Consider the following 22,711-nt stretch of genomic DNA (forward strand, 5'->3'; position numbering starts at 1 on the left):
ACCGGCCCGGCAGGTCGACCGGAACGCGGCCCAGGGTCCGGGTGGCGTCAACCCCGAACTGCCCTACGACCATCGGGCGGGACGGGACGCCCGTCATCGACCGAAACGACTGTGCGGGAGGGCTACTCATATCGGCATGGACGACAGCGCCGGCATTCCGCATCGGCGTCGCACGTACCGGCGACTCGAACGAATCGGTACCGGTCCAGGAACCGAATCTCCACCGGTACGGCCTACGACACCTACGCCGGAACTCCCCCCGGCCACGTGACCGAGGGGAGTTCCGGATGGTTCAGCGCAGGTCGCGTCGGCGGAATCCGATGAGGCCCACCGCCATCAGGGCGGCCGCGATCGCCACCAGGATCACCACCGGTGTGGCGGTGAAGGGCGCCGCGGGCAGCTTCGGCAGATGGCTGTAGGGATCGAGGTTCATCACCCATTGCGGCATACCGGAGATCGCGCCGAGCAGGAACAGCGCGATACCCGCCGTGAACACTCCCCACGCCACCGGCGTCCAGCGCGGCAGCAGCCCGAACAGCAGCACCGTCGCGCCGGTGAACAACCACACCGCCGGCAGCTGCACCAGCGCCGCACCCAGCACCCGCGGCAGCTTGTCACCGATGTCGTGCGCGGCGATGCCGTAGACGAGCCCGCCGATCCCACCGGAAACCACCAGCAGCACAACCGGCCCGGCCACCGCATACAGCAGATGTGAAGCGGCCCAGCGGATCCGGCCCACCGCGCCGGTCAGCACGGCCTCGGCACGATCGGCGGTCTCCTCCGAATACATCCGCAGCGCGGCCGATACCGAGTAGGCCGCCGCCACCACGCCCATGAGCGTGTAGGCCATGGTGACCATCGAATCCTCGAGCACCTCGGAGCCGCCCATCCGGGCGATGATGTCGCGCATGGTCTCGCTGTCACCCAGTTGGTCGCCGATACCGTTGACCACGCTGCCGATCAGCAGCCCGTACAGCCCGAGCCCGACGGCCCACGCCAGCAGCGTCCCGCGCTGCAGCCGCCAAGCCAGCCCGAACGGCCCGGCGAGCGCCGGCCCGGCGGCGGGCTCCCCCGGCCGCTCCGAGATCAGCCCGGCGCCCAGGTCCCGCCGGGCCAGCAGCGCGTACGCCACCCCGATCAGCACGACCGCGGTCACCGTGTGCAGCAACAGGATCCACCAGTGGTCACCGGCGAACGGACGCACCTGCAACGACCAGCCCTGCGGCGACAGCCAGGTGAGCACGTTGGTGGGACCGTCACCGGCGCGGGCGTCACCGACCGCCCGCAGCACGTAGGTCACCGCCAGCACGGTGAAGGCGATCCCCCGCGTGGTGCGGGCGTTCGCGCTCAGCTGCGCGGCCACCGCCGCGACAGCGGCGAACACGATGCCCGAGGCGGCCTCGGCGAGCCCGAATGCCAGCGCGCCGTTGGCGGGCACGCCCGCGGCCGTGATGCTGCCGGTGGCGATCACGCCGACGGCCAGCGCACCACCGCATGCGACGATCAGCGCGGCGGTGAGGCTCGCGTACCGCCCCACCCGCGTCGAGGCCAGCAGTTCTTCGCGGCCTGTCTCCTCCTCGGCACGGGTGTGCCGGATGACGGTGAGGATCGTGGCGATCGCGATGAGCGAGTGGAACGCACCGGCCTTCCACATACCGGCCGCACCCAGCGTCGTGTTGTAGATCGGGCCGTACATGGCCAGCTGAGCCGGGCTGGACAGGATCATCCGCGCGAATCCGGCCAGGTCCGCCTCGTTGGGATAGACGCTCTCGACGCTCTTGACATAGGTGGTGCCCAGCGGTGCCGACAGCAGCAGCACCCACAGCGGCAGCACGATCCGGTCGCGCCGCAGATACAGTCGCAGCAACCGCAGTGTTCCGGTGAAATCCGCTGCGCCGCGCAGGGATTCGGAGAACCCGTAGTGCGGGCGCGCGACGGTGGCAGTGGTCATTTCGTGACCTCCGCGAAACGGCGGGACGAATCGGCTGCGTCGGCGGAATCGTCCCCGTCGAGCGAATAGTGGCGCAGGAACAGCTCTTCCAGCGACGGCGGCTGACTGACCAGGCTGCGCACACCGGCATCGCCGAGTGTGCGGATCAGCTCACCCAGATGTTCGGCGTCGACCTGGCAGCGCAGCGTGTGATCCTCGACGGTGACGTCCTCGACGCCGGGAATCCTGCTGAGATCACCTGGGTCACCGAGCATTTCGGCGGTGATCGCGGTGCGGCTCAGGTGCCGCATCTCCGCGAGCGTCCCGCTCTCCACCGTCCTCCCGGAACGAATGATGGTGACCCGTTCGCACAGCATCTCCACCTCGGACAGGATGTGGCTGGACAGCAGCACGGTCACCCCGCGGTCGACCGCCTCGCGCACACATTCCCGGAAAACCTGTTCCATCAACGGATCCAGGCCCGAGGTGGGCTCGTCGAGCAGCAGCAGGTTGGCGTTCGAGGAGAACGCCGACACCAGCGCGACCTTCTGCCGGTTGCCCTTCGAATAGGTGCGGGCCCGCTTGCGCGGATCCAGCTCGAACCGTTCGATCAGCTCCTCCCGGCGGTCGGCATCGATACCGCCGCGCATCCGGGCGAGCAGGTCGATGGTCTCGCCGCCGGACAGCGACGGCCACAGCGTGACATCGCCCGGGACGTAGGCGATTTCGTGATGCAGGCCGACCGCGTCGGCCCACGGGTCACGGCCGAGCACCTGGGCCTCGCCCGAGGTCTTGGCCAGGATGCCCAGCAGGATGCGGATGGTGGTGGATTTCCCGGCGCCGTTGGGGCCGAGGAAGCCGTGCACCTCGCCCTCGGCGACCTCGAGGTCGAGGCCGTCGAGGGCGCGAACCTGTCCGAAATGCTTGTGCAGATCTCGGACGACGATCGCGGATGACATCGAATCTCCTTGTGAGATCGGGGGTCACCGATCGGCGAGCAGGGTGTCCAGCATCGTCGAATCGGTGAACAGTCCATGAGTGTTGACTTCGACCGCCGGCAGCATCATCTGGTCGGCGTACTCGCGCAGCGCTTTTCGGTAGTCGAGCTTTCCGTCGTGCCGGGCGGCATACAGCTGCAGGAAGAAGAAGAACCCGCCGCCGTTCTGTACCGCCAGGTAGTTGGCCGTCGCCTTCGGATCCATCGGGGGCCGCAAGGTTCCGGCCTCGACCCCGATCGTGAGGTATGCCTCGACGTCGGATCTCATCTGCTCGAACATCGTCACCATCAGCGGGCCCCCGGCTTGGAAGGAACGCATCAGGTAGGCGATATGCGGGGCGTACTCCTCGATCTCCGCGAGCGCCTGCAGCGTCGCGGCCGGCGAGGGATGCTGTACGTACTCGGTCTTCGCCGAGCGAATGATCTCCCGGACGTGTTCGTCGCACGCCTCCCGGAGCCCGTCCTTCGACCCGAAGTGGTGATTGACGAGCCCGGGCGAGACTCCCGCGGCCTTCGCGATTGCCCGAACACCGACCCCGAACCCCTCCTCGCCGAACACGACGACGGCGGCGTCCCGGATGCGGGCGCGAGTGCTCAGATCCTGGGCGGATCCTTCCGGTACGGCTGCTCCCTTGAACACATGTTCAATATACTAAACAGTCGTTCAATCGGCACGCAAGACTTTTCGCGCAACGATTTTCGAACGCCATAGCCGCAGGTCAGCAACACATCAAATGGTCGGATGATCGGATGGCGAGGCGCCCGCGCGAGCCCGGAGAGACCTCGCACGGCGGACGGAGCAGGTCGTCCGCGTTCGCTACCCGCGCGAGGCGCAGAGCAGGCCGTCCCCCACGGGAATCAGCACGCTGGTCAGCTGCGGATCCTCGGCCACCGTCCGGGTGGCCGCGCGCACCGCCAGCGTGGCCGGATCGCGCTGCGACTGATCGGGCACCCGGCCGCCGAGCAGGGCATTGTGCAGCAGGATCGCACCGCCCTCGCGCAGCAAGCGCACCCCCTGCTCGACGTACTGCGGGTGCTCCAGCGGCGTGGCGTCCACGAACACCAGGTCGTAGGCGCCGTCGGCCAGGCGCGGGAGCACGTCCAGGGCGCGGCCGTTGATCAGCCGGGTGCGCGCCTGCGGAATATCGGCGGCGCGGAACGCCTCGCGCGCCGCGCGCTGATGTTCCGGCTCGGAGTCGATGGTGGTCAGCGTGCCGTCCTCGCGCATGCCGTCGAGCAGCCACAGTCCGCTGATCCCCGCGCCGGTGCCGACCTCGACCACCGCCCGCGCCCCCGACATCTGGGCATACATACTCAGCAGCGCGCCCACCGAGGGCGGCACCGGCGCGGCCCCCAGCTCCGTGGCCCGCTCGCGCGCGGCCAGCAGAATCTCGTCCTCGGCGACGGATTCCTCGACGTAGGCGAGGTTGCGCTGCGCGGCCGATGCCGCGGGTGTCTGGCTCACGGCTATGAGGCTAACGGCGAAACTCACCCCGCGTCGCGATCGACGGGCAAGCGGTCGTGACCGCGTCCGCCATTTTCTCAGGTGTCCCTCAGCATCCCCACACCACCGACACATCGGGACCCGACAGAGTAAGGGCTACGCAAAGGCCGACCGACCGACGGGCGACGCCCGGGAACACCGCACCCCGGTCCGCGGTTGTACCCGGTGCGCGGCAGGTGAGTGAACCCACCCGCCGCACTTGCGCCGACCACGGTCCCGAGCAGGAGGTAATCCCATCCACATGGTCGATGCGGCGCGTGACTACGCCACCTTGCCCGAGTCGGGCCTGCCGGTCGCCGGCGGTTCGGCCGAGTATGCACTGCCCGCGGCGGACAGCAGCGACCCTGCGACATCCACCGTATCCGAGACCGGCGTAGTCCCGCCCGAACCCGAGAACCTCGCGCACCCGGACCTCGCGCCCGATGCCGAGAATATGGACAGCACCGCCGCCGAGAATATTGACGGCACCGCCGCCGAGGAGATGGGTGGCGCCGCCGACGAGGACGACGAATCCCTGTCCGGCACCGCGGCCTTCGACGCCACCGGCGACCGGTCCATGATGCCGTCCTGGGACGAACTGGTCCGCGAGCACGCCGACCGGGTCTACCGGCTGGCCTACCGCCTGACCGGCGATCCGCAGGACGCCGAGGATCTGACCCAGGAGACGTTCATCCGGGTCTTCCGCTCCCTGTCGAACTACCAGCCGGGCACCTTCGAGGGCTGGCTGCACCGCATCACCACGAACCTGTTCCTGGACATGGTGCGCCGCCGGAATCGGATCCGGATGGAGGCGCTGCCCGACGACTACGACCGGGTGCCCTCCGAGGGCCCCGATCCCGAGCAGGTCTATCACGACGCCAACCTGGATCCGGACCTGCAGTCGGCACTGGATTCGCTGGCTCCGGAGTTCCGCGCGGCCGTGGTCCTGTGCGATATCGAGGGCCTGTCCTACGAGGAGATCGGCGCGACGCTCGGCGTGAAACTGGGCACCGTGCGCAGTCGGATCCACCGTGGACGCCAGGCACTCCGCGAGCACCTTGCGCATAATGGAGCGCAGCAGCGGTTCGCCGCTGACGAGAAGGTCGGGTAGTACACCGCCGTGCCGAGGCGGAGCCCGGCGTCAGTATTCGTCCGTCGGAAGGGTGTGCACGTATGGGTGGCGAGGACGCCGCGGCGAGCCGCGAGTCCGGGACGGCGGCGGGCCGCGGGCCCGGCGCAGCGGCGGGCCGCGGGCCCGGCCGCCCGGCACGTTTCGCTCCGACCGAGCATCTGGCGAGCGAGGCGATAGCCGCCTACGTGGACGGCGAGTTGCGCATGAACGCCTATTTGCGCGCGGCCGAGCATCTCGCCAAATGCCCCGAGTGCGCGGCCGAGGTCGACGCCCAGCAACAGGCGCGCATTGCGCTGCGCCGAGCGGCGCAACGGCAGATCTCGGCGCCGGGGGCGCTCACCGACAGCCTGAGCCGAATTCCGTTGGCAAATCTTCCCGGTGCGATGGACGAGATGACGCGCGGATCGAGTTTCCCGGACCCGCGCGGGGATTCGTTCCGTTTCGTGTCCACCGATCGCGAGTTCTCTCCGGAGAGCAGGCGGTGGACCGGATGGTGGCGCAAGTAGAGTTCGACACGTGACCACCGAATCGACGAACACCGGATCACAACCCGAACAGCCCGGCGAGTCGGCGACAGACGCTGTGTCGAATTCGGCGGCCGAACGGGGGAACCTGAGGCCGCCGGACGCGCCCGTCCTGGGACCGCGACCGGTCTATCGGCCCGACATAGACAAACACACCGCGCGCGCCTTCCGCCGTCCCAACGGCCAGAGCGGCTCGTTCTCGACCCCGCCCGCCGGCCCCGCCGAGCAGCCGCGCCACGACGGCCCGGAACTGGTGAACCGGCCGCCCGACGCGGTACTGGCCGAGGCATTCGGCCGCCCCGAGGGCTCCAGCGAACTGCTGCAACGTGATCCGGACGCCGACACCGACACCGCGCCGCCGGCCGGACCGGCCGATCCGTGGCGCGACCCGGATACCGCCGCCCGGATGGGCGCGCCGGCCATCACCACCCAGCAGGACCGGCCGCTCCCCCCGGCCTCCCGGCTCACCGCCCGCGAGGTGCTGTTCGGTAAGCGGGTGGCACCTGCCGCGCTGGCCATCCTGGCCGTGGTCGCCCTGGTGATCGGCGTGGCCGGTGGTCTCGTGGGCCGGCTGACCGGCGACACCACCGCGGCGCTCACCTCCCGCAAGGTCTCCCTGGAGCAGGAAGGCGCCTCGGACAAGCCGCAAGGGAAAGTCGCGCAGGTGGCCGACGCGGTGCTGCCGTCGGTGGTGCAGATCCGCGAGACCGTCGGCGACAACGGCGCCATCGGTTCGGGTGTGGTGATAGACGGCGCGGGCTACATCGTCACCAACAATCACGTGATTTCCATGGTGGCACTGGACAAGTCGGGCAAGGGCAAGATCCAGGCGATCTTCAACGACGGCACCAAGGCCGCGGCGCAGATCGTCGGCCGCGACCCCAAGACCGACCTCGCGGTGCTGAAGGTCGACGTCAAGAATCTGACCGTGGCCCGGATGGGCAAGTCGAGCGATGTCCGGGTCGGCGACGACGTGCTCGCGATCGGATCGCCGCTCGGCCTGACCAAGACCGTCACCTCCGGCATCGTCAGCGCGCTGAACCGGCCGATGCAGGAACCCTCCGAACCCGGCGACGACACCGCGGGCGCCTTCGACGCCGTGCAGACCGACGCCGCGATCAACCACGGCAACTCGGGCGGCGCGCTCGTCGACGGCGAGGGCCGGCTGGTCGGTCTCAACACCGCCATCCGCAGCGAGAGCGGCGGATCGGTCGGCCTCGGCTTCGCCATTCCGGTGGATCTGGTACAGCGGATAGCCCAGACGCTGATCCGCGACGGCTCGGTGCATCACGCCACGCTCGGGGTGAGTGCGCGCACCAAGGGCGTCGAGAACGACGCGATGAGCGGGGCGCAGGTCGCCGACGTGCAGGCCGACAGCTCGGCCTCGAAGGCCGGCATCGCGGAGGGTGACGTGATCGTGAAGGTCGGCGACCGCGACATCACCAACACGGAGGAGCTGACCGTCGCGGTGCAGTCGCGCCGGATCGGCGAGACGGTGGATGTCCAGCTGGTCCGCGACGGCCGGCAGGTGACCTTCCCCGTCACCCTGCAATCCGACTGACACCGGCGGGACCCGAACGGACTGCCCGGGTCGGCGCCCCGCCGGCCCGGGTAGTCTGATTACGTGTTCAACATCGGCTGGCCCGAGATGGTGATCCTGGTGGTCGCCGCCTTGGTGATCCTCGGCCCGGATCGGTTGCCGGGTGCGATCCGGTGGACCGCGCAGAGCCTCCGGCAGGTGCGCGACTATGCCAACGGCGCCACCAGCCAATTGCGTAACGACCTGGGTCCGGAATTCGACGAGATCCGCAAGCCGCTGCAGGAGATCAACGAGCTGCGCCGGCCCCTGGACCAGTTCCGCGGGATGACACCGCGGGCGGCGGTGACCAGACATCTACTGAACGGCGACGATTCACTGTTCACCGGAAACTTCGACAAACCGTCCAGTACGTCCAATAGTTCCGATTATTCACAGCCGTCTGCCTATTCACCCCCGGAGCCACCGAAACCGCTCGCGCGGAACGAGAAACCGCCGATCGATTTCGACGCTACCTAGCCGAGCCGCCCTTTTTCGGTCGTGACCACCGGTGATTCCGGTTGCCGGGTTTGGTGCCGATCGGAACAATTCTCCGCAATTCCGACGCAGGCCGGAGCGCTTTGTCAACAGGGCTAGACACATTCGGCTGTCGAGCTATCTAGACTGCGCACATGTCGGCCGATGAGGTGGCACGAGTGTTCGCGATCGAGGATAAGGTCGAGCGCCTCAAGGCTGCCACCGAAGGGGTCGCCCAGGCCCAGCAGACCATCAACGAGCTCACCCGAATTCGGCGCGCCGTCATCCGGGAACTGCATGCCGAGGGCTGGACCTTCGCCAGAATCGGTGCGGCGGCGGGGCTTTCCCGCGCGCGGATTCATCAGGTGAGTACCCAGGGCCCGGTGCCGGAGGGATTGTTCTTCGGGCACGGCCCGCTCACCATCCTCGCGCCCGATGTGCGCAGCACGACCCGCACGGCACCGCTGGTCGGCGCGCCGGATCCGGCCGCACCGCATCGGCTCGTGGAACTGTTGCGGGAGCTGGGGTTCTCGGCCTCGGTCGAGCGGTTCCTGCCCGGCCGCCCGCTCGATCTGGACCGCGACGGCCTGATCGTGCTGGGCGGTCCGGAACTGTCGCCGAGCCTGCGCTATCTGGCCGCCTCCGATCCGCGGTTGCGCCGCACCGTCGCCCGGGCCGGCCGGGTGCGGCGCGGCATCGAGGACCGCGCCGCGCGCCGGGTGTACCGTCCGGGCGGCACCGAACCCTACGACATCGCCTACCTCGCCCGCCTGCCCCGTCCCGACGGCCGCGGCACGGTGCTGGTGCTCGACGGGTTGCATCCGCCCGGCTCGCTGGGCGCCATCCGCCTGCTCGCCACCCGCCTGGCCACGCTGCACGAGCGGGCCGGGCTGCTCCCCTTCTCCTCCGTCGTCGGCGTGCGCTACGACCGCAGCACCGGCGAACCACTGGAGGCCGACCTGCTCACGCCGATCTACCGGCACGAAAGGTAGCGGCACCCGGCTGGGACAGGGGTCGGTACAGTCGGGAGCATGAGTTCGACGCCGCCGTTGTCCACGCTGTGCGGGAAATCGGTGGCGACGGATCGGGCGCTGGTGATGGCGATCGTGAATCGCACGCCGGATTCCTTCTACGACCGGGGTGCGACCTTCTCCGACGAGGCCGCGATGGCGGCGGTCGCGCGGGCCGTCGACGAGGGCGCGGACCTGGTCGATATCGGCGGCGTGAAGGCGGGCCCCGGCGCCGAGGTGGATCCGGCCGAGGAGGCACGCCGGGTGGTGCCGTTCGTGGCGGCCATTCGCGAACGCTACCCCGACCTGCTGATCAGCATCGACACCTGGCGCGCCGAGGTGGCGCGGGCGGCGGTGGCCGAGGGCGCCGACCTGATCAACGACACCTGGGCGGGCGCCGATCCGGACCTGGTCACGGTGGCCGCCGACCACGGCGCGGGCATCGTGTGCAGCCATACCGGCGGCGCCCGGCCGCGCACCCGGCCGCATCGGGTGCGCTATGCCGACGTGGTGAGCGAGGTGACCGAGACCCTGGTGCGTTCCGCCGAGAACGCCGCGGCGGCCGGGGTGGGCAAGGACTCGATCGTGATCGATCCGACCCACGATTTCGGCAAGAACACCTATCAGGGGCTCGAACTGTTGCGGGCGGCAGACGTTCTTGTAAACACCGGATGGCCCGTCTTGATGGCGCTGAGCAACAAGGATTTCATCGGAGAGACTCTTGGTGTCGGCCTATCCGAGCGATTGGAGGGGACGTTGGCGGCAACCGCATGGGCGGCCGCGGCCGGCGCCCGGGTCTTCCGGGTCCACGAGGTCGCCGCAACCCGGCGCGTGGTGGACATGATCGCGGCAATCCAGGGCATCCGGCCCCCCGCACGAACTCTGCGAGGTCTGGTATGACAACAGGCACTGACTGGGCGCTCACCAATACCTGGGACAGCCCGGAGTGGACGGTCGACGAACTGGTCGCCGCCAAGCGGGGCCGCACCGTCTCGGTGGTGCTGCCCGCGCTGAACGAGGAACGCACCGTGGCCGAGGTGGTGGCCAGCATCCGGCCGCTGCTCGGCACGCTGGTCGACGAACTGGTGGTGCTCGATTCCGGCTCCACGGACGCCACCGCCGAACGCGCCCGCGCCGCGGGGGCCGAGGTGGTGACCCGCGAGGAGGCGGTGCCGGAGCTGGAGCCGGCGCCCGGCAAGGGCGAGGTGCTGTGGCGCTCGCTGGCCGCCACCACCGGCGACCTGATCGCCTTCGTCGACTCCGACCTGATCGATCCCGATCCGGGCTTCGTGCCCCGGCTGCTCGGCCCGCTGCTGACCGTCGAGGGCATGCATCTGGTGAAGGCCTACTACCGCCGCCCGCTGCGGCACGGCGACTCGATCGACCACAACGGTGGCGGCCGGGTCACGGAGCTGGTGGCGCGGCCGCTGCTGTCGGCGCTGCGGCCGGATCTGTCGAAGGTGTTGCAGCCCTTGGGCGGCGAGTACGCCGGCACCCGGGAACTGCTCACCGCGGTGCCGTTCGCCCCCGGCTACGGCGTCGAGATCGGCCTGCTGCTCGACACCCACGATCTGCTCGGCCTGTCCGCCATCGGCCAGGTGAATCTGGGCGTGCGCACGCACCGCAACCGTCCGCTGTCGGATCTGGGTGTGATGAGCCGGCAGATTCTGGGAACGGTCCTGGGCCGCAGCGGAGTGCGCGACTCCGGTGCCGCGCTCACCCAGTTCCCGCTGGTCGGTGACGAATTCACCGCGCTGACCACCGAGGTGTCGCTGGCCGACCGGCCGCCGATGAATACGCTGCGGCACGCCGAGGTCGCCGCCTGAGGTCCGGATCGGGCCGGCCGCGCGCGAATCAGGACGCCGGCGCGCGGCCGGCCGCCACCTCCTCGGGATAGCCGTCGTAGTAGCGGACGTAGCCGTCGGTGCGGCCCGCGAGGACGTACAGGGTGCTGGTGTCGTCCGGGGTGTAACCCTGTTTGCGGAGTTCGACCTTGCGGCTCTTGAAGGTCGAGGTGGTCTCCAGTTCCGCGACGATCCGGACGAACAGCGGGACGGCGTAGCCGGGCAGGCGCTCGTACAGTCGCCGGGCCAGCGCCCTACCGTCGAATTCGGCGCCGGGCCGCAGCGTCACCGCGGCCATGCCGGCCTTGCCGTCGGCGCCGGGCACCTGCACGCCGTAGACGGCCGCCTGGGTGATCTCCTCGACGCCGTCGAAGGCGCCCTCCACCTCGGTGGTGGCGACGTTCTCGCCCTTCCAGCGGAAGGTGTCGCCGAGCCGGTCGGCGAAGGCGATGTGCCGCCAGCGCTGGTCCAGCACCAGGTCGCCGGTGTCGAACCAGACGTCGCCGTCGCGAAAGGCGTTGCGCACCAGCTTCGATTCGGTGGCCGACCGGTCGGTGTAGCCGTCGAAGGGCGAGCGGCCGGTCACCTTCGACAGCAGCAACCCGACCCCGCCCGAACGCACCCGGCGCAGCCGGCCGTCCGGGAAGCGCTTCGCCTTGCCGGTCTCCTCGTCGAACTCCACCACCGCGTACGGCAGCGGTCCGAAACCGGCCGTGCGATGCACCCCGAAGGCGTTGATGAAGGCCGAATTTCCCTCGCTGGAACCGTAGAACTCGACGATCCGCCGGATCCGGAACCGCTCCCGGAATTCGTCCCACAGCTCCGGCCGCAGCCCGTTGCCGACCGCCAGCCGCACGGAATGCTCGCGCTCGGCGGGCTTCTCGGGCTGATTGATCAGATAGCGGCACAGCTCGCCGATGTAGATGAACCCGGTCGACCGGGTGGCGATCACCTCGTCCCAGAATCCGGAGGCGGAGAACCTGCGGCCGATCGCGAGGGTGGCGCGCGCACCCAGCACCGCGCCGAGCGCGACGGTCAGCGCGTTGTTGTGATACAGCGGCAGGCAGCAGTACAGCGTGTCGCCGCCGCGCAGCCGGATGCCGAGACCGCCCAGTCCGGCCATGCTCTTGGTCCACCGCAGATGCGTCATCACGCTGGCCTTGGGCAGGCCCGTGGTGCCCGAGGTGAAGATCAGGAACGCCTTCTCCCGGGCCCGGATATCGGCGCAGACCGGCGGGTCGGCGGCATCGGCCGAGCGGGCCAGTTCGTGCAGGCGCTCGGCGGGGAGCAGATGCTCCGGCGGTTCGGGCAGCGAATCCAGCGCCTCGCGGCACTCCTCGCCGATCACGTTCACCCGGCTGTCCAGCAGCCCGAAGCTGTGCGCCAGCACGTGTTCGCGCTGATGGTGATTCAGCAGGCCGACCGTCGCGCCCAACTTCACCGACGCCAGCACCACCAGCAGCGTCTCCGGCCGGTTGGTCATCAGCACCCCGACCACGTCGCCGCGCCGCACCCCGTGCTCGGCCAGCACGCTCGCGTAGCGGTTGACCTCGGCGTTGGCCTCGCCGTAGGTGTATTCGCTCCCCTCGAACCGGAGGAACGGCCGGTCCGGATGCCGTCCCGCGGCGCGCTCGAAATACCGCCCGACCGACGACCGGTCGTCCGGCCGCACCCGCATGCCGAGCGCGCCGCGGATCATGCCGGGCGCATCCGGCAGCATCGCCGGCAGCCCCCGAACCAGATCGAGCAGGGTGACTCGGTTCCGCGCGTCCGTCACGTAATCCTCCACAGCAGTCTCGGTATCCACGGCACACCCATCCCCACACAGCCCGGGCACGCCTGATACGCAAGCAGTCTCGTCATACCCGCGTACTCGTCATCGTCCCCACTCACATCATTCAGCCACTCGCCACCCGGACCACCCACCGTTCGACTCTCTCACTACCCGACCTACTCGTCATTCCGGCGTGCTCGTCATTCCGGCGTGCTCGTCATTCCGGCGTGCTTTTGGCCGGAATCCGGGGTGAGATCCCGGCCAAAAGCACGCCGGGATGACGAAGGAGGGTGCACACGCCGGGACGACGAGGCAGGGGGCACACGCCGCGATGACGAGGCAGGGGGCACACGCCGGGACGACCAGCGTGTAGCAGTCCACCCGGACGACGCGAAGTGGCAACCCACCCGGACGACGGAGGCCATCAGTCCCGCTGGGCGCTCAGCGCGTCGAACGCGACCGACAGGTCTGCGGCTACGGTCACCCGGTTCAGGGCCTTGGTCCCCACGAAACCGCCCTCGCGCAGGCCGTCCAGCCACTCGAACAGCCCGCGATAGTGGCCGTGCGGGTCGAGCACGACCAGCGGCTTGTCGTGCAGGCCGAGATAGCCGCCGGTCCATGCCTCGAAGAATTCCTCCAGCGTGCCGACACCGCCGGGCAGGGTGAGGAAGGCATCGGCGCGCGCCTCCATGATCTGCTTGCGCTCGCGCATGGTGTCGGTGACCACCAGCTCGTCGGCGTCGACGTCGGCCACCTCCAGATGCACCAGCTGCTTGGGGATCACGCCGATCGTGGGCGCCCCGCCGGCGCGGGCCGCAGTGGCCACCGCGCCCATCATCGACACGTGGCCGCCGCCGGACACCAGTTGCCAACCGCGCCGGGCGATCTCGGTGCCGACCTGGGCGGCCAGCTGCAACTGGGCCGGATCGGTGGCGCTGGCCGAACAGTAGACACAGACCGCGTACCGCCGCTCGGTCACCACGGATCCTCCGTCCCGGGCGCGGTCTCGCCGCGGCTGCGCAGCACGATGTCCACGACCTCGTCCACGCTGTCGGTGACGTGCAGCAGCCCCAGATCACCGGGCGAGATCTTGCCCGAACCGGCCAGCGAATCGCGCAGCCAGTCGACCAGGCCCGACCAGTACCGGGTGCCGAACAGCACGATCGGAAAGCGGGTGATCTTGCGCGTCTGCACCAGCGTCAGCGCCTCGAACAGCTCGTCCAGGGTGCCGAATCCGCCCGGCAGGCAGATGAACGCCTGCGAGTACTTCACGAACATGGTCTTGCGGGCGAAGAAGTAGCGGAAGTTGATGCCCAGATCCACCCACTCGTTGAGGCCCTGCTCCATCGGCAGCTCGATGCCGAGCCCGACCGAGAACCCGCCGGCCTCGGAGGCACCCTGGTTGGCCGCCTCCATCACTCCCGGCCCGCCGCCGGTGATCACGGCGTATCCGGAGCGCGCGAAGGCGCCGCCGAGGGCCCGCGCGGCCTGATATTCCGGCGTGTCGGCCTGGGTGCGCGCGGAACCGAAAACCGCGACGGCCCTGGGTATCTCCGCGAGCGCGCCGAAGCCCTCCACGAACTCGCTCTGGATGCGCAGCACCCGCCACGGATCGGTGTGTACCCAGTCGGTCGGGCCGCGGCCGTCCAGCAGGTGCTGATCGGTGGTTCCGGTCCCGTCCTTGCGGTCGCGGCGCAGCATTATCGGCCCGCGATATTTCGGTGCCGACTTCGGCGATCTGGGCAGTACGGGCTCGGAGTCGGTGGACATGGGGCCCAGATTACTGGGTTCGGTTGCGTCTGCTGGCGGGTCGCGGGCCCGTGGCGCGGAGCCGGTGTCAGCGCGCGGCGCCGGTGAGATAGCCGCGCAGGATGGCGGCGACCGCGGTGATCTGTGCGGTGGGGACGCGCTCGTCCACCTTGTGCGCCAGATTGGGATCGCCGGGGCCGAAATTCACCGCCGGGATGCCGCGGGCGGCGAACCGCGAGACGTCGGTCCAGCCGTACTTGGCCCGGACTCCCCCGCCGCCGTGCGCGTGCACCATCTCCAGCAGGGTCTTCGCCGCCGGAGCGGACAGGCCGGGCAGCGCGCCGGGGGCGCCGTCGGTGCGTTCGAAGCCCGGATCCAGATCGGCGAACAGCTGCCGCACATGCTCGGTCGCCTCGTCCAGCGAACGGTCCGGGGCGAACCGGAAGTTCACCTCCACCTCGGCCTCGTCGGGCACCACGTTGCCGGATACGCCGCCGGACACCCGCACCGCGGACAGGCCCTCGCGATATCCGCAGCCGTCGATGTCGACCTGCCGCGCGCGATAGTCCCGCAGCCGGGTCAGGATCGGCGCCAGGCCGTGAATCGCGTTGTCGCCCAGCCAGGCTCGCGCCGAGTGAGCCCGCGTCCCGGAAACGGTGAGCCGGGCCCGCAGCGTGCCCTGGCAGCCGGCCTCGATCCACCCGCCGGACGGCTCGCCCAGGATGGCCAGGTCGCCGCTCAGCCACTCGGGCAGTTCGCGTTCGATGCGGCCGAGGCCGTTGAACTCGGCGGCGATCTCCTCGCAGTCGTAGAAGATCAGCGTGAGATCGCACACCGGGTCGGCGACGGTGGCGGCCAGGTGCAGGAAGACCGCATCGCCGGATTTCATGTCCACGCTGCCGCAGCCGCGCAGGATCTGCTCGCCGTCCTCGGTCTCCCAGCGGCCCGGCACGTTTCCGGCGATCGGGACGGTGTCCAGGTGTCCGGCCAGGATCACCCGGTGCGGCAGGCCGCGGTCGGTGCGGGCCAGGACCGCATTGCCGTGCCGGAGCACCTCGAATCCGGACGTCTGCTCGCGCAGCGCGCGTTCCACGGCGTCGGCGATCGCGGCCTCGGCCCGGGACACGCTCGGGATGTCGACGAGGGCGGCGGCGAGGGTGACGGGGTCGGCGCGCAGATCGATGGTCACTCTGCTCAGCCTAGGCGTTCGACCCACCCGGCCGATCCCGCACCGCAGACCCACGCGCCCGATCGGACGGCGGTTGCCCATAAACTCACCCGCGTGAGTACTCAGGGAGCAACCGCAGTCGGCCTCGCCACGGTGACCGTGAACGGAACGATCCTCGACAGCTGGTATCCGTACCCGCAGCTCGGCGAGTTCGCCGAGACCGGAAGCACGAAGCTGACACCGGACGATCCCGAGTACGGCCGTTTCGCCGAGCTGGTCGGCTTCGACGAGGCCCGGCGGGTCGACGTGATCGCGGTGCGCACCACCATCGCCGACCTGTCCGCCCCGCCGGTCGACACGCACGACGAGTACCTGCGGCTGCACCTGCTCTCGCACCGGCTGGTCCGGCCGCACGGCCTGAGCCTGGAGGGCCAGTTCGGGCTGCTCGCCAACGTGGTGTGGACCAACCACGGCCCCTGCGCGGTGGAGGAGTTCGAGCTGGTGCGCGCCGAGCTGCGCGCCCGCGGCCCGGTCACCGTGTACAGCGTGGACAAGTTCCCGCGCATGGTCGACTACGTGCTGCCGGCGGGCGTGCGCATCGGCGACGCCGACCGGGTGCGGCTGGGCGCGCACCTGGCCGAGGGCACCACGGTGATGCACGAGGGCTTCGTGAACTTCAACGCCGGCACGCTCGGCGCCTCGATGATCGAGGGCCGCGTCTCCGCCGGCGTGGTGGTCGGCGACGGCTCGGATGTCGGCGGCGGCGCCTCGATCATGGGCACCCTGTCCGGCGGCGGTAAGCAGGTCATCTCGCTCGGCGAGCGCTGCCTGCTCGGCGCCAACGCGGGCCTGGGCATCTCGCTCGGCGACGACTGCATCGTCGAGGCCGGCCTGTACCTCACCGCCGGCACCAAGGTCGCGACCGCCGAGGGCCTGGTGAAGGCGGCCGACCTCAGCGGCCGCTCGCACCTGCTGTTCCGCCGCAACTCCCAGACCGGCGCCGTGGAGGCCGTCGCGCGCAAGGGCACCGGCACCGAGCTCAACGCGGAGTTGCACGCCAACTGATCGCGCCGAGGCGCGCGCTCCTTCCGGGACTGCTGGTACCTCGATGGCGTCCGGTCGTCCCGGCACGGTGCTGGCTCCGTGACCTGCGGCACGACATCACCTCAGCCATTCCGGCGCGACAGCCTCGGTCGTTCGGGCACCACGGCCCGCGCCGGCGGGGCATGCCACAGCCGTCATTCGGGCGTGCTTCTGGCCGGAATCCATTGCGGCAGTGCGGTACCGGCGTGGATCCCGGCCGAAAGCATGCCGGGATGACGGGGGAACCGACACGCGCGGGGTGACGGAGGACGAGCACACCGGACCGACGGAGGAGGAGACAGGCCGGGTCACTCGATGCCGTAGGCGATCACCCGGACCGGGGTGATGCGGATCAGTTCCGGGGAGGCGTCGGGGAGGTAGGTCTCGATATCGCGCAACGCTTGTGCGGTGCCGCGGATTTCGAGGAAGCGGACCACCCGGGGCGGACCCGGCTCGACGTCGTCGACGACGAAGGACACCCGCTCCTCCTTGGCGAGGTTGCGGAACTTCTGCGAGGCGCCCATGTTGTACCCGGCGATGTCGATGGTGCCGAGCGCCTCGTTGTAGCGGTAGCCGACGGGGTTGTTCTGCGGCGAGCCGTCCGGGCGAACCGTGGCGAGCCGGCCCAGACCCTGGCTGCGCAGGTACTCGATCTGGGCAGGGGACAGCGATGCGATCATGCGGCGACCGTACAACCTCGAGTGCGGTCGAGGTCAACCGCGCCCTACCGCCACGGCAGACGACGGTCCGGCGAAACCCGCACGCCCCACGCGCGTTTCAGCCCAGCAGCTTCTTCTGCACCTTCCCCATCGCATTGCGGGGCAGCGAGGTCGCCAAGCGCACCTCCCGGGGTCGCTTGTGCACCGAAAGCTGATCGGCCACATGGTCGATCAGCTCCTTCTCGGTCGGTTCCGCCCCGTCCCGGGGAACGATGTAGGCGACGATGCGCTGGCCGAGATCGCCGTCGGGCAGGCCCACCACCGCCACCTCGGCGACGGCCGGATGCCCGAGCAGACAGGTCTCGATCTCCCCCGCACCGATGCGGTATCCGCCGGACTTGATCAGGTCCACCGACTCCCGCCCGACGATGCGATGGAAACCCGCGGGATCGATGGCGGCCACATCGCCGGTGACGAACCAGCCGTCGTCGGTCCGGCACGCCGCCGTGGCCTCGGGCCGGTTCAGGTAGCCGTCGAACAGCATCGGGCCGCGCACTTGGAGTCCGCCGATACTCTCCCCGTCGTGCGGCACCGCCGCGCCGGCCTCGTCCCGCAGCCGGGTCCGCACGCCCGCGACCGGGGTGCCGACCCAGCCGGGACGGCGCTCGCCGTCGGCCCGGGTGGACAGGGTGATCATGGTCTCGCTCATGCCGTACCGCTCCACCGGCGCGTGGCCGGTGAGTTCGCGCAGCCGCTCGAACACCGGCACCGGCAGCGGCGCGCTGCCCGACACCAGCAGTCGAGCCCTCGCCAATTCCCGTGCGGCACCGGGATCCTCGGCGATCCGCGACCACACCGTGGGTACCCCGAAGTACAGCGTGCCGCCGGCCTCGGCGTAGGCGGCCGGGGTCGGCTTGCCGGTGTGCACGAGCGGGCTGCCCACCCGCAGCGGACCGAGCACACCGAGGATCAGCCCGTGCACATGGAACAGCGGAAGTCCGTGCACCAGAACGTCGTCCGGCGTCCAAGCCCAGGCCTCGGCGAGGGCGTCCAACCCGGCGGCGATGGCACCCCTGCTGAGCATCACGCCCTTGGGCGGCCCGGTCGTGCCGGAGGTGTAGAGCACGAAAGCCGTTGATTCCGCGGCGGGTTCGGAATAGACGTGCCAGGAGCGCGCGTGCAGGCGCACCGGAATCACCGGCAGCCCGGTGTCTTCGGGCGCCTCCCCGAGCCACGCCTGGGCACCGGAATCGGCGAGGATGTGCTCCCGTTCCGCCGCCCCCGCATCCGGCGGCACCGGTACCGCGGTGACGCCGGCGATCAGGCAGCCGACCACCGCCAGCACGGTCGTGGCCGTCGGCCGGGCCAGGATCGCCACCCGGTCCGCCCGGGCGACCCGCTCCGCCACCGACGTGGCCGCGCCGACCAGATCGCTGCGCGACAACGTGGTTCCGTCGACGGTGACGGCATCCGGGATATCCGCGCCGGCGGCCACGGCGGCCGGATCCAGCGATCTCAACAGCGGCAACGACCCATACGACACGCGCCCAACCTACCAACGCCGGACCGGATGTTCCCGGTCGGCGGTGTGCGTGCGCTCAGGGAATCCGGAAACCCGGGATCACGTGGTCGCGGGCGAAGCGGCGCAGCGCGGCGTCGTCGTCGAGCGGGATGACCGTCTGCGGCGTCAGCGCCATCGATAGCGAGGTGCGCGCGATCATCTCGGCCACCGGCCGCGGATCGTACTGCGGCAGTTTACCTTCGGATTGCAGGCGGGTGATGAACTCGGCCAGGTAATCGCGGCCCAGCTCGATCACCGGAGCGCCGTGCACGGTCAGGTAGGGCAGCACGACCTCCGGCTCGGTCTTCAACAGCCGATCCAGCAACCGGTTGCCGCGCAGCCCGTCCAGGAAGGCCACGAACAGCTCGACGATCTGGTCCTCGGCGCTGGCGTCGCGATCGATCTGCCGCTGCACCGCCGCGTCCACCTGATCGATGAACTGGCGCGCCTGCCGCAGGCCGACCGCCTGGATGAGGTCGGACTTCCCGGCGAAGCGCCGGTAGAGCGTGGCCAACGAGAGGCCGCCGCGCCGGGCGACCTCGACCATGCTGGTCCGTTTGATGCCGAAGTCGAGAAATGCCAGCAGCGCGGCGTCCAGCACCTGGGACTGGTTGCGATCCTCGGCGCCTGCCCCACGCACCAGCGGCAGCAATTTCGCCAGTTCGGCCATGCCGGACCCCTCTCGCCGCACTCGACACGATGAAATTGAAATCATCGCATATGGTCAATCAGGGAGGGAAAGTGATTGACAGCACGGTTCACCGATGAGAAGGTGATAGTAGAAGTTTCTCACGCTTCTCGCGTCTCATGACGCGAACCGAGATCGAGGAGCCGATTCGACGATGACCGCCGCCGCCCCACGGGTGTCCGACCAGGGCCAGCCCTTTCCGGAATCGACCCTGACCCCCGCCGACGTCCGCCGGCACATGGACGGGGTCGCCGCCTTTCTCGGCGGCGCCGCGAATGTCATCATGCAGCTCAGCCACCCGCCGGTCGGCTACGGCGTGCTGGAGAGCACCGTCGACAGCGGCAAGGTGACCCTGCACCCGCTCAAGCGGCTGCGCACCACCCTGACCTACCTGGCCGTCGCCTGGATGGGCACCGAGGAGGACCGCCGGGTCTATCGGGAGGCCGTGAACGGCTCGCACCGGCCGGTTCGCTCCGGCCCGGATTCGCCGGTCGAGTACAACGCGTTCGATCCGAAGTTGCAGTTGTGGGTGGCGGCCTGCCTGTACTGGGGCGTCGACGACCTCTACACGCGCATGCGCGGACCGATGGAATCCGAACTGGCCGAGGAGTTCTACCGCTACAGCGCCCGGCTCGGCACCACGCTGCAGATGAAGCCGGAGATGTGGCCGGCGGACCGGGCGGCCTTCTTCCGGTACTGGGAGGAGAACCTCGCCCAGCGCACCATCGACGAGCCCGTGCGCCGGTACTTCAACGACCTGATCGACCTGAAGATGACGCCGCGCCCGGTACGGCTGGTGTTCGGGCGGTTCCACCGGTTCACCGTCACCGCGCTGCTGCCCCAGCACCTGCGCGACCAGATGGGCATGACCTGGACCGACCGCGACGAGCGCCGGTTCACCACCCTGCTGCGGGCGATCTCCACGGTGTGGACCCGGCTGCCACCGGTGATCCGGGCGGCGCCGCTCAACACCTATCTGGCCGATATGCGGCTGCGGCGCCGGCTGGGCCTGAACCTGGTGTAGGAGCGGGCGAGGTCGGGGACCGCCGGCACGCCCCTTACCATCCGTAAAGTGACCGACCCGACGATCCAGCTGCGCCCCTGTGCGGGACCCGCCGAATTCCCGAGGTTGGTGGAGATCTGGCACAGCGCGGTCGCGGCCACCCACCACTTCCTCGCACCGGCCGACTTCGCGGATATCGAAAACCACCTGGCCGGTGATTACTTTCCCGAGGTCGACCTGACGGTGGCCACCGTCGACGGCGGGATCGTCGGTTTCTCCGGACTCGCCTCCGGGCAGCTGGAGATGCTGTTCATCGAGGACGGCCACCGCGGCCGCGGCGTCGGCTCGGCCCTGCTGCACGCCGCCCTGGACCGCTATCCGTCGCTCACCGTCGACGTCAACGAGCAGAATTCACAGGCGCTCGGCTTCTATCGGCGGCACGGCTTCGTGATCACGGGCCGCTCCGACACCGACTCGGAGGGCCGCCCGTACCCGCTGGTCCATCTGGTCTTCACCGTCCCCGGCGACTGAGCGGTCAGGCCAGCCGGCGCGCGGCCGCGGCGATGCGCTCGTCGGTGGCCGTGAGGGCGACGCGGACGTGTTCGGCGCCGGTGGGGCCGTAGAAATCGCCGGGAGCCGCGAGGATGCCGCGCTCGGCCAGCCAGTCCAGCGTGGTGCGGCAGGGCTCGCCGCGGGTGGCCCACAGGTACAGCCCGGCCTGCGAGTGGTCGATCCGGAAACCCGCTTGCCGCAATGCCTCTCGCAGCACCTCGCGGCGGGCTCGGTAGCGTTCGCGCTGGCGGGCCTCGTGGGCGTCGTCGCCGAGCGCCGCGGTCATGGCGGCCTGCACCGGGAACGGCACGATCATCCCGGCGTGCTTGCGCACCGCCAGCAGCTCCCCGACCAGCGCCGGGTCACCGGTCACGAATCCGGCGCGGTAACTGGCCAGATTCGACGTCTTGGACAGCGAGTGGATCGCCAGCAGGCCGGTGTGGTCGCCGTCGCAGACTTCGGGATCGAGGATCGATACGGCACGCTCGTCCCAGGCCAGGCCCAGATAGCACTCGTCGGAGGCGACGATCGCGTCGCGCTCGCGGGCGAATGCCACCACCTTGCGCAGATGGTCGGCGCCCAGCACGCGGCCGGTCGGATTCGACGGCGAGTTCAGATAGATCAGCGCCGGCGACTGCGGGCCCAGCTGCGTCAGCCCGTCGGCGCGCGCGATCCGGGTACCGGCCAGCAGCGCGCCCACCTCGTAAGTCGGATACGCCACCTCGGGGATCACGACCAGATCGGCCGCGCCCAGGCCGAGCAACCGCGGCAGGCCCGCGATCAGCTCCTTCGTGCCGATCGCGGGCAGGACCGCCGCCGGATCGACGCCGGTGATCGCGAACCGCCGTTTCAGCGCGTCCACCGCGGCCGCGCGCAGCTGCGGCGTGCCGTGCGTGGCCGGGTAGCCGGGAACCTCCGCCACGGAGGCGAGCGCGGCACGGATCAGCGGATCGACCGGATCGACCGGTGTGCCCACCGAGAGATCGACGAGGCCGCCGGGATGGGCCGCCGCCCGCGCCTTCGCGGAAGCGATGGTGTCCCAGGGGAAATCGGGAAGCCCCGCGCTGACCGGTGTGCGTTCGGACACTGCGGGTTACTCGTCCGCCATCGGCGGGAGTTCCTTGATGAACGACGGATCGTGGTCGACCTTGCCGACCTTGGTGGCGCCGCCGGGCGACCCCAGCTCGTCGAAGAAATCGACATTGGCGTTGATGTACCCGCTCCACTGGTCCGGGGTGTCGTCCTCGTAGAAGATCGCCTCCACCGGGCACACCGGCTCACATGCACCACAGTCCACGCACTCGTCCGGATGGATGTACAGCATGCGGCTGCCCTCGTAGATGCAGTCAACGGGGCATTCCTCGATGCACGCCTTGTCCTTCACGTCAACGCACGGTTCAGCGATGATGTACGGCACTGCCGCTCTCCTAGTCTGTCCTTGCCTGCGGGGATACTTCCGCCCGCGCAACAGTATCCCGGCGTCATTACATTACTACTGGTC

23 protein-coding genes are annotated in these 22,711 nt (G+C 69.8%); 10 read left to right on the forward strand and 13 right to left on the reverse strand.

Going from position 1 to position 22,711, the window contains the following annotated elements; translation table 11 throughout:
* Positions 1–292: 292 nt before the first annotated feature.
* The 4 genes from D892_RS0103800 to D892_RS0103815 all read right to left on the reverse strand — a co-directional run bounded on the left by D892_RS0103800 (position 293) and on the right by D892_RS0103815 (position 4,392).
* Positions 293–1,951 (reverse strand): ABC transporter permease, encoded by a 1,659-nt coding sequence (locus D892_RS0103800; protein ID WP_024799975.1) that lies wholly within the window; start codon positions 1,949–1,951, stop codon positions 293–295.
* Positions 1,948–2,889 carry an ABC transporter ATP-binding protein gene (locus D892_RS0103805; RefSeq protein WP_024799976.1) on the reverse strand — a complete coding sequence of 314 codons (942 nt, stop codon included), beginning with the start codon at positions 2,887–2,889 and terminating at the stop codon, positions 1,948–1,950. Before D892_RS0103805 ends, D892_RS0103800 begins: the two co-directional genes overlap by 4 nt.
* Before the next feature lie 24 nt (positions 2,890–2,913).
* Positions 2,914–3,567, reverse strand: a complete 654-nt coding sequence (locus tag D892_RS0103810; RefSeq protein ID WP_024799977.1) for a TetR/AcrR family transcriptional regulator — start codon at positions 3,565–3,567, stop codon at positions 2,914–2,916.
* A 177-nt stretch (positions 3,568–3,744) separates the two neighbouring features.
* A complete protein-coding gene (locus D892_RS0103815; protein ID WP_024799978.1) occupies positions 3,745–4,392 on the reverse strand; it encodes an O-methyltransferase in 648 nt (215 codons plus the stop codon).
* 472 nt (positions 4,393–4,864) lie between these two features.
* On the opposite strand from D892_RS0103815, the gene sigE reads away from it, so the two are divergent.
* The 7 genes from sigE to D892_RS0103850 all read left to right on the forward strand — a co-directional run bounded on the left by sigE (position 4,865) and on the right by D892_RS0103850 (position 10,955).
* Positions 4,865–5,521: an RNA polymerase sigma factor SigE gene (gene sigE / locus D892_RS0103820; protein ID WP_024799979.1), complete on the forward strand. Its 657-nt coding sequence runs from the start codon at positions 4,865–4,867 to the stop codon at positions 5,519–5,521.
* Between the two features lie 62 nt (positions 5,522–5,583).
* Complete coding sequence (locus tag D892_RS0103825) at positions 5,584–6,048, forward strand: zf-HC2 domain-containing protein (protein ID WP_024799980.1); 465 nt, start codon at positions 5,584–5,586, stop codon at positions 6,046–6,048.
* Between the two features lie 10 nt (positions 6,049–6,058).
* Positions 6,059–7,627 carry a trypsin-like peptidase domain-containing protein gene (locus D892_RS0103830; protein WP_024799981.1) on the forward strand — a complete coding sequence of 523 codons (1,569 nt, stop codon included), beginning with the start codon at positions 6,059–6,061 and terminating at the stop codon, positions 7,625–7,627.
* Between the two features lie 87 nt (positions 7,628–7,714).
* Complete coding sequence (gene tatB / locus D892_RS0103835; protein WP_369801807.1) at positions 7,715–8,122, forward strand: Sec-independent protein translocase protein TatB; 408 nt, start codon at positions 7,715–7,717, stop codon at positions 8,120–8,122.
* Between the two features lie 152 nt (positions 8,123–8,274).
* Positions 8,275–9,111 (forward strand): hypothetical protein, encoded by an 837-nt coding sequence (locus tag D892_RS0103840; protein WP_024799983.1) that lies wholly within the window; start codon positions 8,275–8,277, stop codon positions 9,109–9,111.
* 39 nt (positions 9,112–9,150) lie between these two features.
* Positions 9,151–10,029, forward strand: a complete 879-nt coding sequence (gene folP / locus D892_RS0103845; RefSeq protein ID WP_024799984.1) for a dihydropteroate synthase — start codon at positions 9,151–9,153, stop codon at positions 10,027–10,029.
* Positions 10,026–10,955, forward strand: coding sequence for a glucosyl-3-phosphoglycerate synthase (locus D892_RS0103850; RefSeq protein ID WP_024799985.1), 930 nt, complete (start codon positions 10,026–10,028; stop codon positions 10,953–10,955). Before folP ends, D892_RS0103850 begins: the two co-directional genes overlap by 4 nt.
* Before the next feature lie 28 nt (positions 10,956–10,983).
* On the opposite strand, the gene D892_RS0103855 is transcribed toward D892_RS0103850, so the two are convergent.
* From D892_RS0103855 to dapE, 4 genes are all read right to left on the reverse strand, one after another.
* The gene (locus D892_RS0103855; protein ID WP_024799986.1) at positions 10,984–12,750 is read right to left on the reverse strand and encodes a long-chain-acyl-CoA synthetase; all 1,767 of its coding nucleotides are present in this window, start codon (positions 12,748–12,750) and stop codon (positions 10,984–10,986) included.
* A 421-nt stretch (positions 12,751–13,171) separates the two neighbouring features.
* Positions 13,172–13,729 carry a TIGR00730 family Rossman fold protein gene (locus tag D892_RS0103860; RefSeq protein WP_024799987.1) on the reverse strand — a complete coding sequence of 186 codons (558 nt, stop codon included), beginning with the start codon at positions 13,727–13,729 and terminating at the stop codon, positions 13,172–13,174.
* Positions 13,723–14,517, reverse strand: coding sequence for a TIGR00730 family Rossman fold protein (locus D892_RS0103865; protein WP_024799988.1), 795 nt, complete (start codon positions 14,515–14,517; stop codon positions 13,723–13,725). The genes D892_RS0103860 and D892_RS0103865 overlap by 7 nt, the downstream gene beginning before the upstream one ends.
* A 67-nt stretch (positions 14,518–14,584) precedes the next feature.
* Positions 14,585–15,685 carry a succinyl-diaminopimelate desuccinylase gene (dapE, locus tag D892_RS0103870; protein WP_024799989.1) on the reverse strand — a complete coding sequence of 367 codons (1,101 nt, stop codon included), beginning with the start codon at positions 15,683–15,685 and terminating at the stop codon, positions 14,585–14,587.
* A gap of 93 nt (positions 15,686–15,778) precedes the next feature.
* On the opposite strand from dapE, the gene dapD reads away from it, so the two are divergent.
* Positions 15,779–16,729 (forward strand): 2,3,4,5-tetrahydropyridine-2,6-dicarboxylate N-succinyltransferase, encoded by a 951-nt coding sequence (gene dapD / locus D892_RS0103875; protein ID WP_024799990.1) that lies wholly within the window; start codon positions 15,779–15,781, stop codon positions 16,727–16,729.
* A gap of 326 nt (positions 16,730–17,055) precedes the next feature.
* On the opposite strand, the gene D892_RS0103880 is transcribed toward dapD, so the two are convergent.
* From D892_RS0103880 to D892_RS0103890, 3 genes are all read right to left on the reverse strand, one after another.
* Complete coding sequence (locus D892_RS0103880) at positions 17,056–17,427, reverse strand: PPOX class F420-dependent oxidoreductase (protein ID WP_024799991.1); 372 nt, start codon at positions 17,425–17,427, stop codon at positions 17,056–17,058.
* 97 nt (positions 17,428–17,524) lie between these two features.
* Positions 17,525–18,949 (reverse strand): acyl-CoA synthetase, encoded by a 1,425-nt coding sequence (locus D892_RS0103885; RefSeq protein ID WP_051498981.1) that lies wholly within the window; start codon positions 18,947–18,949, stop codon positions 17,525–17,527.
* Between the two features lie 55 nt (positions 18,950–19,004).
* Entirely contained in the window at positions 19,005–19,637 is a 633-nt protein-coding gene (locus tag D892_RS0103890) for a TetR/AcrR family transcriptional regulator (protein ID WP_024799993.1), read from the reverse strand.
* Between the two features lie 172 nt (positions 19,638–19,809).
* Between D892_RS0103890 and D892_RS0103895 the strand changes: the two genes are divergently transcribed.
* Positions 19,810–20,679, forward strand: a complete 870-nt coding sequence (locus tag D892_RS0103895; RefSeq protein WP_024799994.1) for an oxygenase MpaB family protein — start codon at positions 19,810–19,812, stop codon at positions 20,677–20,679.
* A gap of 48 nt (positions 20,680–20,727) precedes the next feature.
* The gene (locus tag D892_RS0103900) at positions 20,728–21,189 is read left to right on the forward strand and encodes an acetyltransferase (RefSeq protein WP_024799995.1); all 462 of its coding nucleotides are present in this window, start codon (positions 20,728–20,730) and stop codon (positions 21,187–21,189) included.
* Positions 21,190–21,193: 4 nt separating this feature from the next.
* Here the strand turns inward: D892_RS0103900 and dapC are convergent, their stop codons facing one another.
* Together dapC and fdxA are read right to left on the reverse strand one after the other, a co-directional pair.
* Positions 21,194–22,297 (reverse strand): succinyldiaminopimelate transaminase, encoded by a 1,104-nt coding sequence (gene dapC / locus D892_RS0103905; RefSeq protein WP_024799996.1) that lies wholly within the window; start codon positions 22,295–22,297, stop codon positions 21,194–21,196.
* A 6-nt stretch (positions 22,298–22,303) separates the two neighbouring features.
* On the reverse strand, positions 22,304–22,627 hold the full coding sequence (gene fdxA, locus D892_RS0103910; protein ID WP_024799997.1) for a ferredoxin: 324 nt from the start codon (positions 22,625–22,627) through the stop codon (positions 22,304–22,306).
* Positions 22,628–22,711: the final 84 nt, after the last annotated feature.

The organism is Nocardia sp. BMG51109 (assembly GCF_000526215.1).
In the GTDB taxonomy this organism is placed as follows: domain Bacteria; phylum Actinomycetota; class Actinomycetes; order Mycobacteriales; family Mycobacteriaceae; genus Nocardia.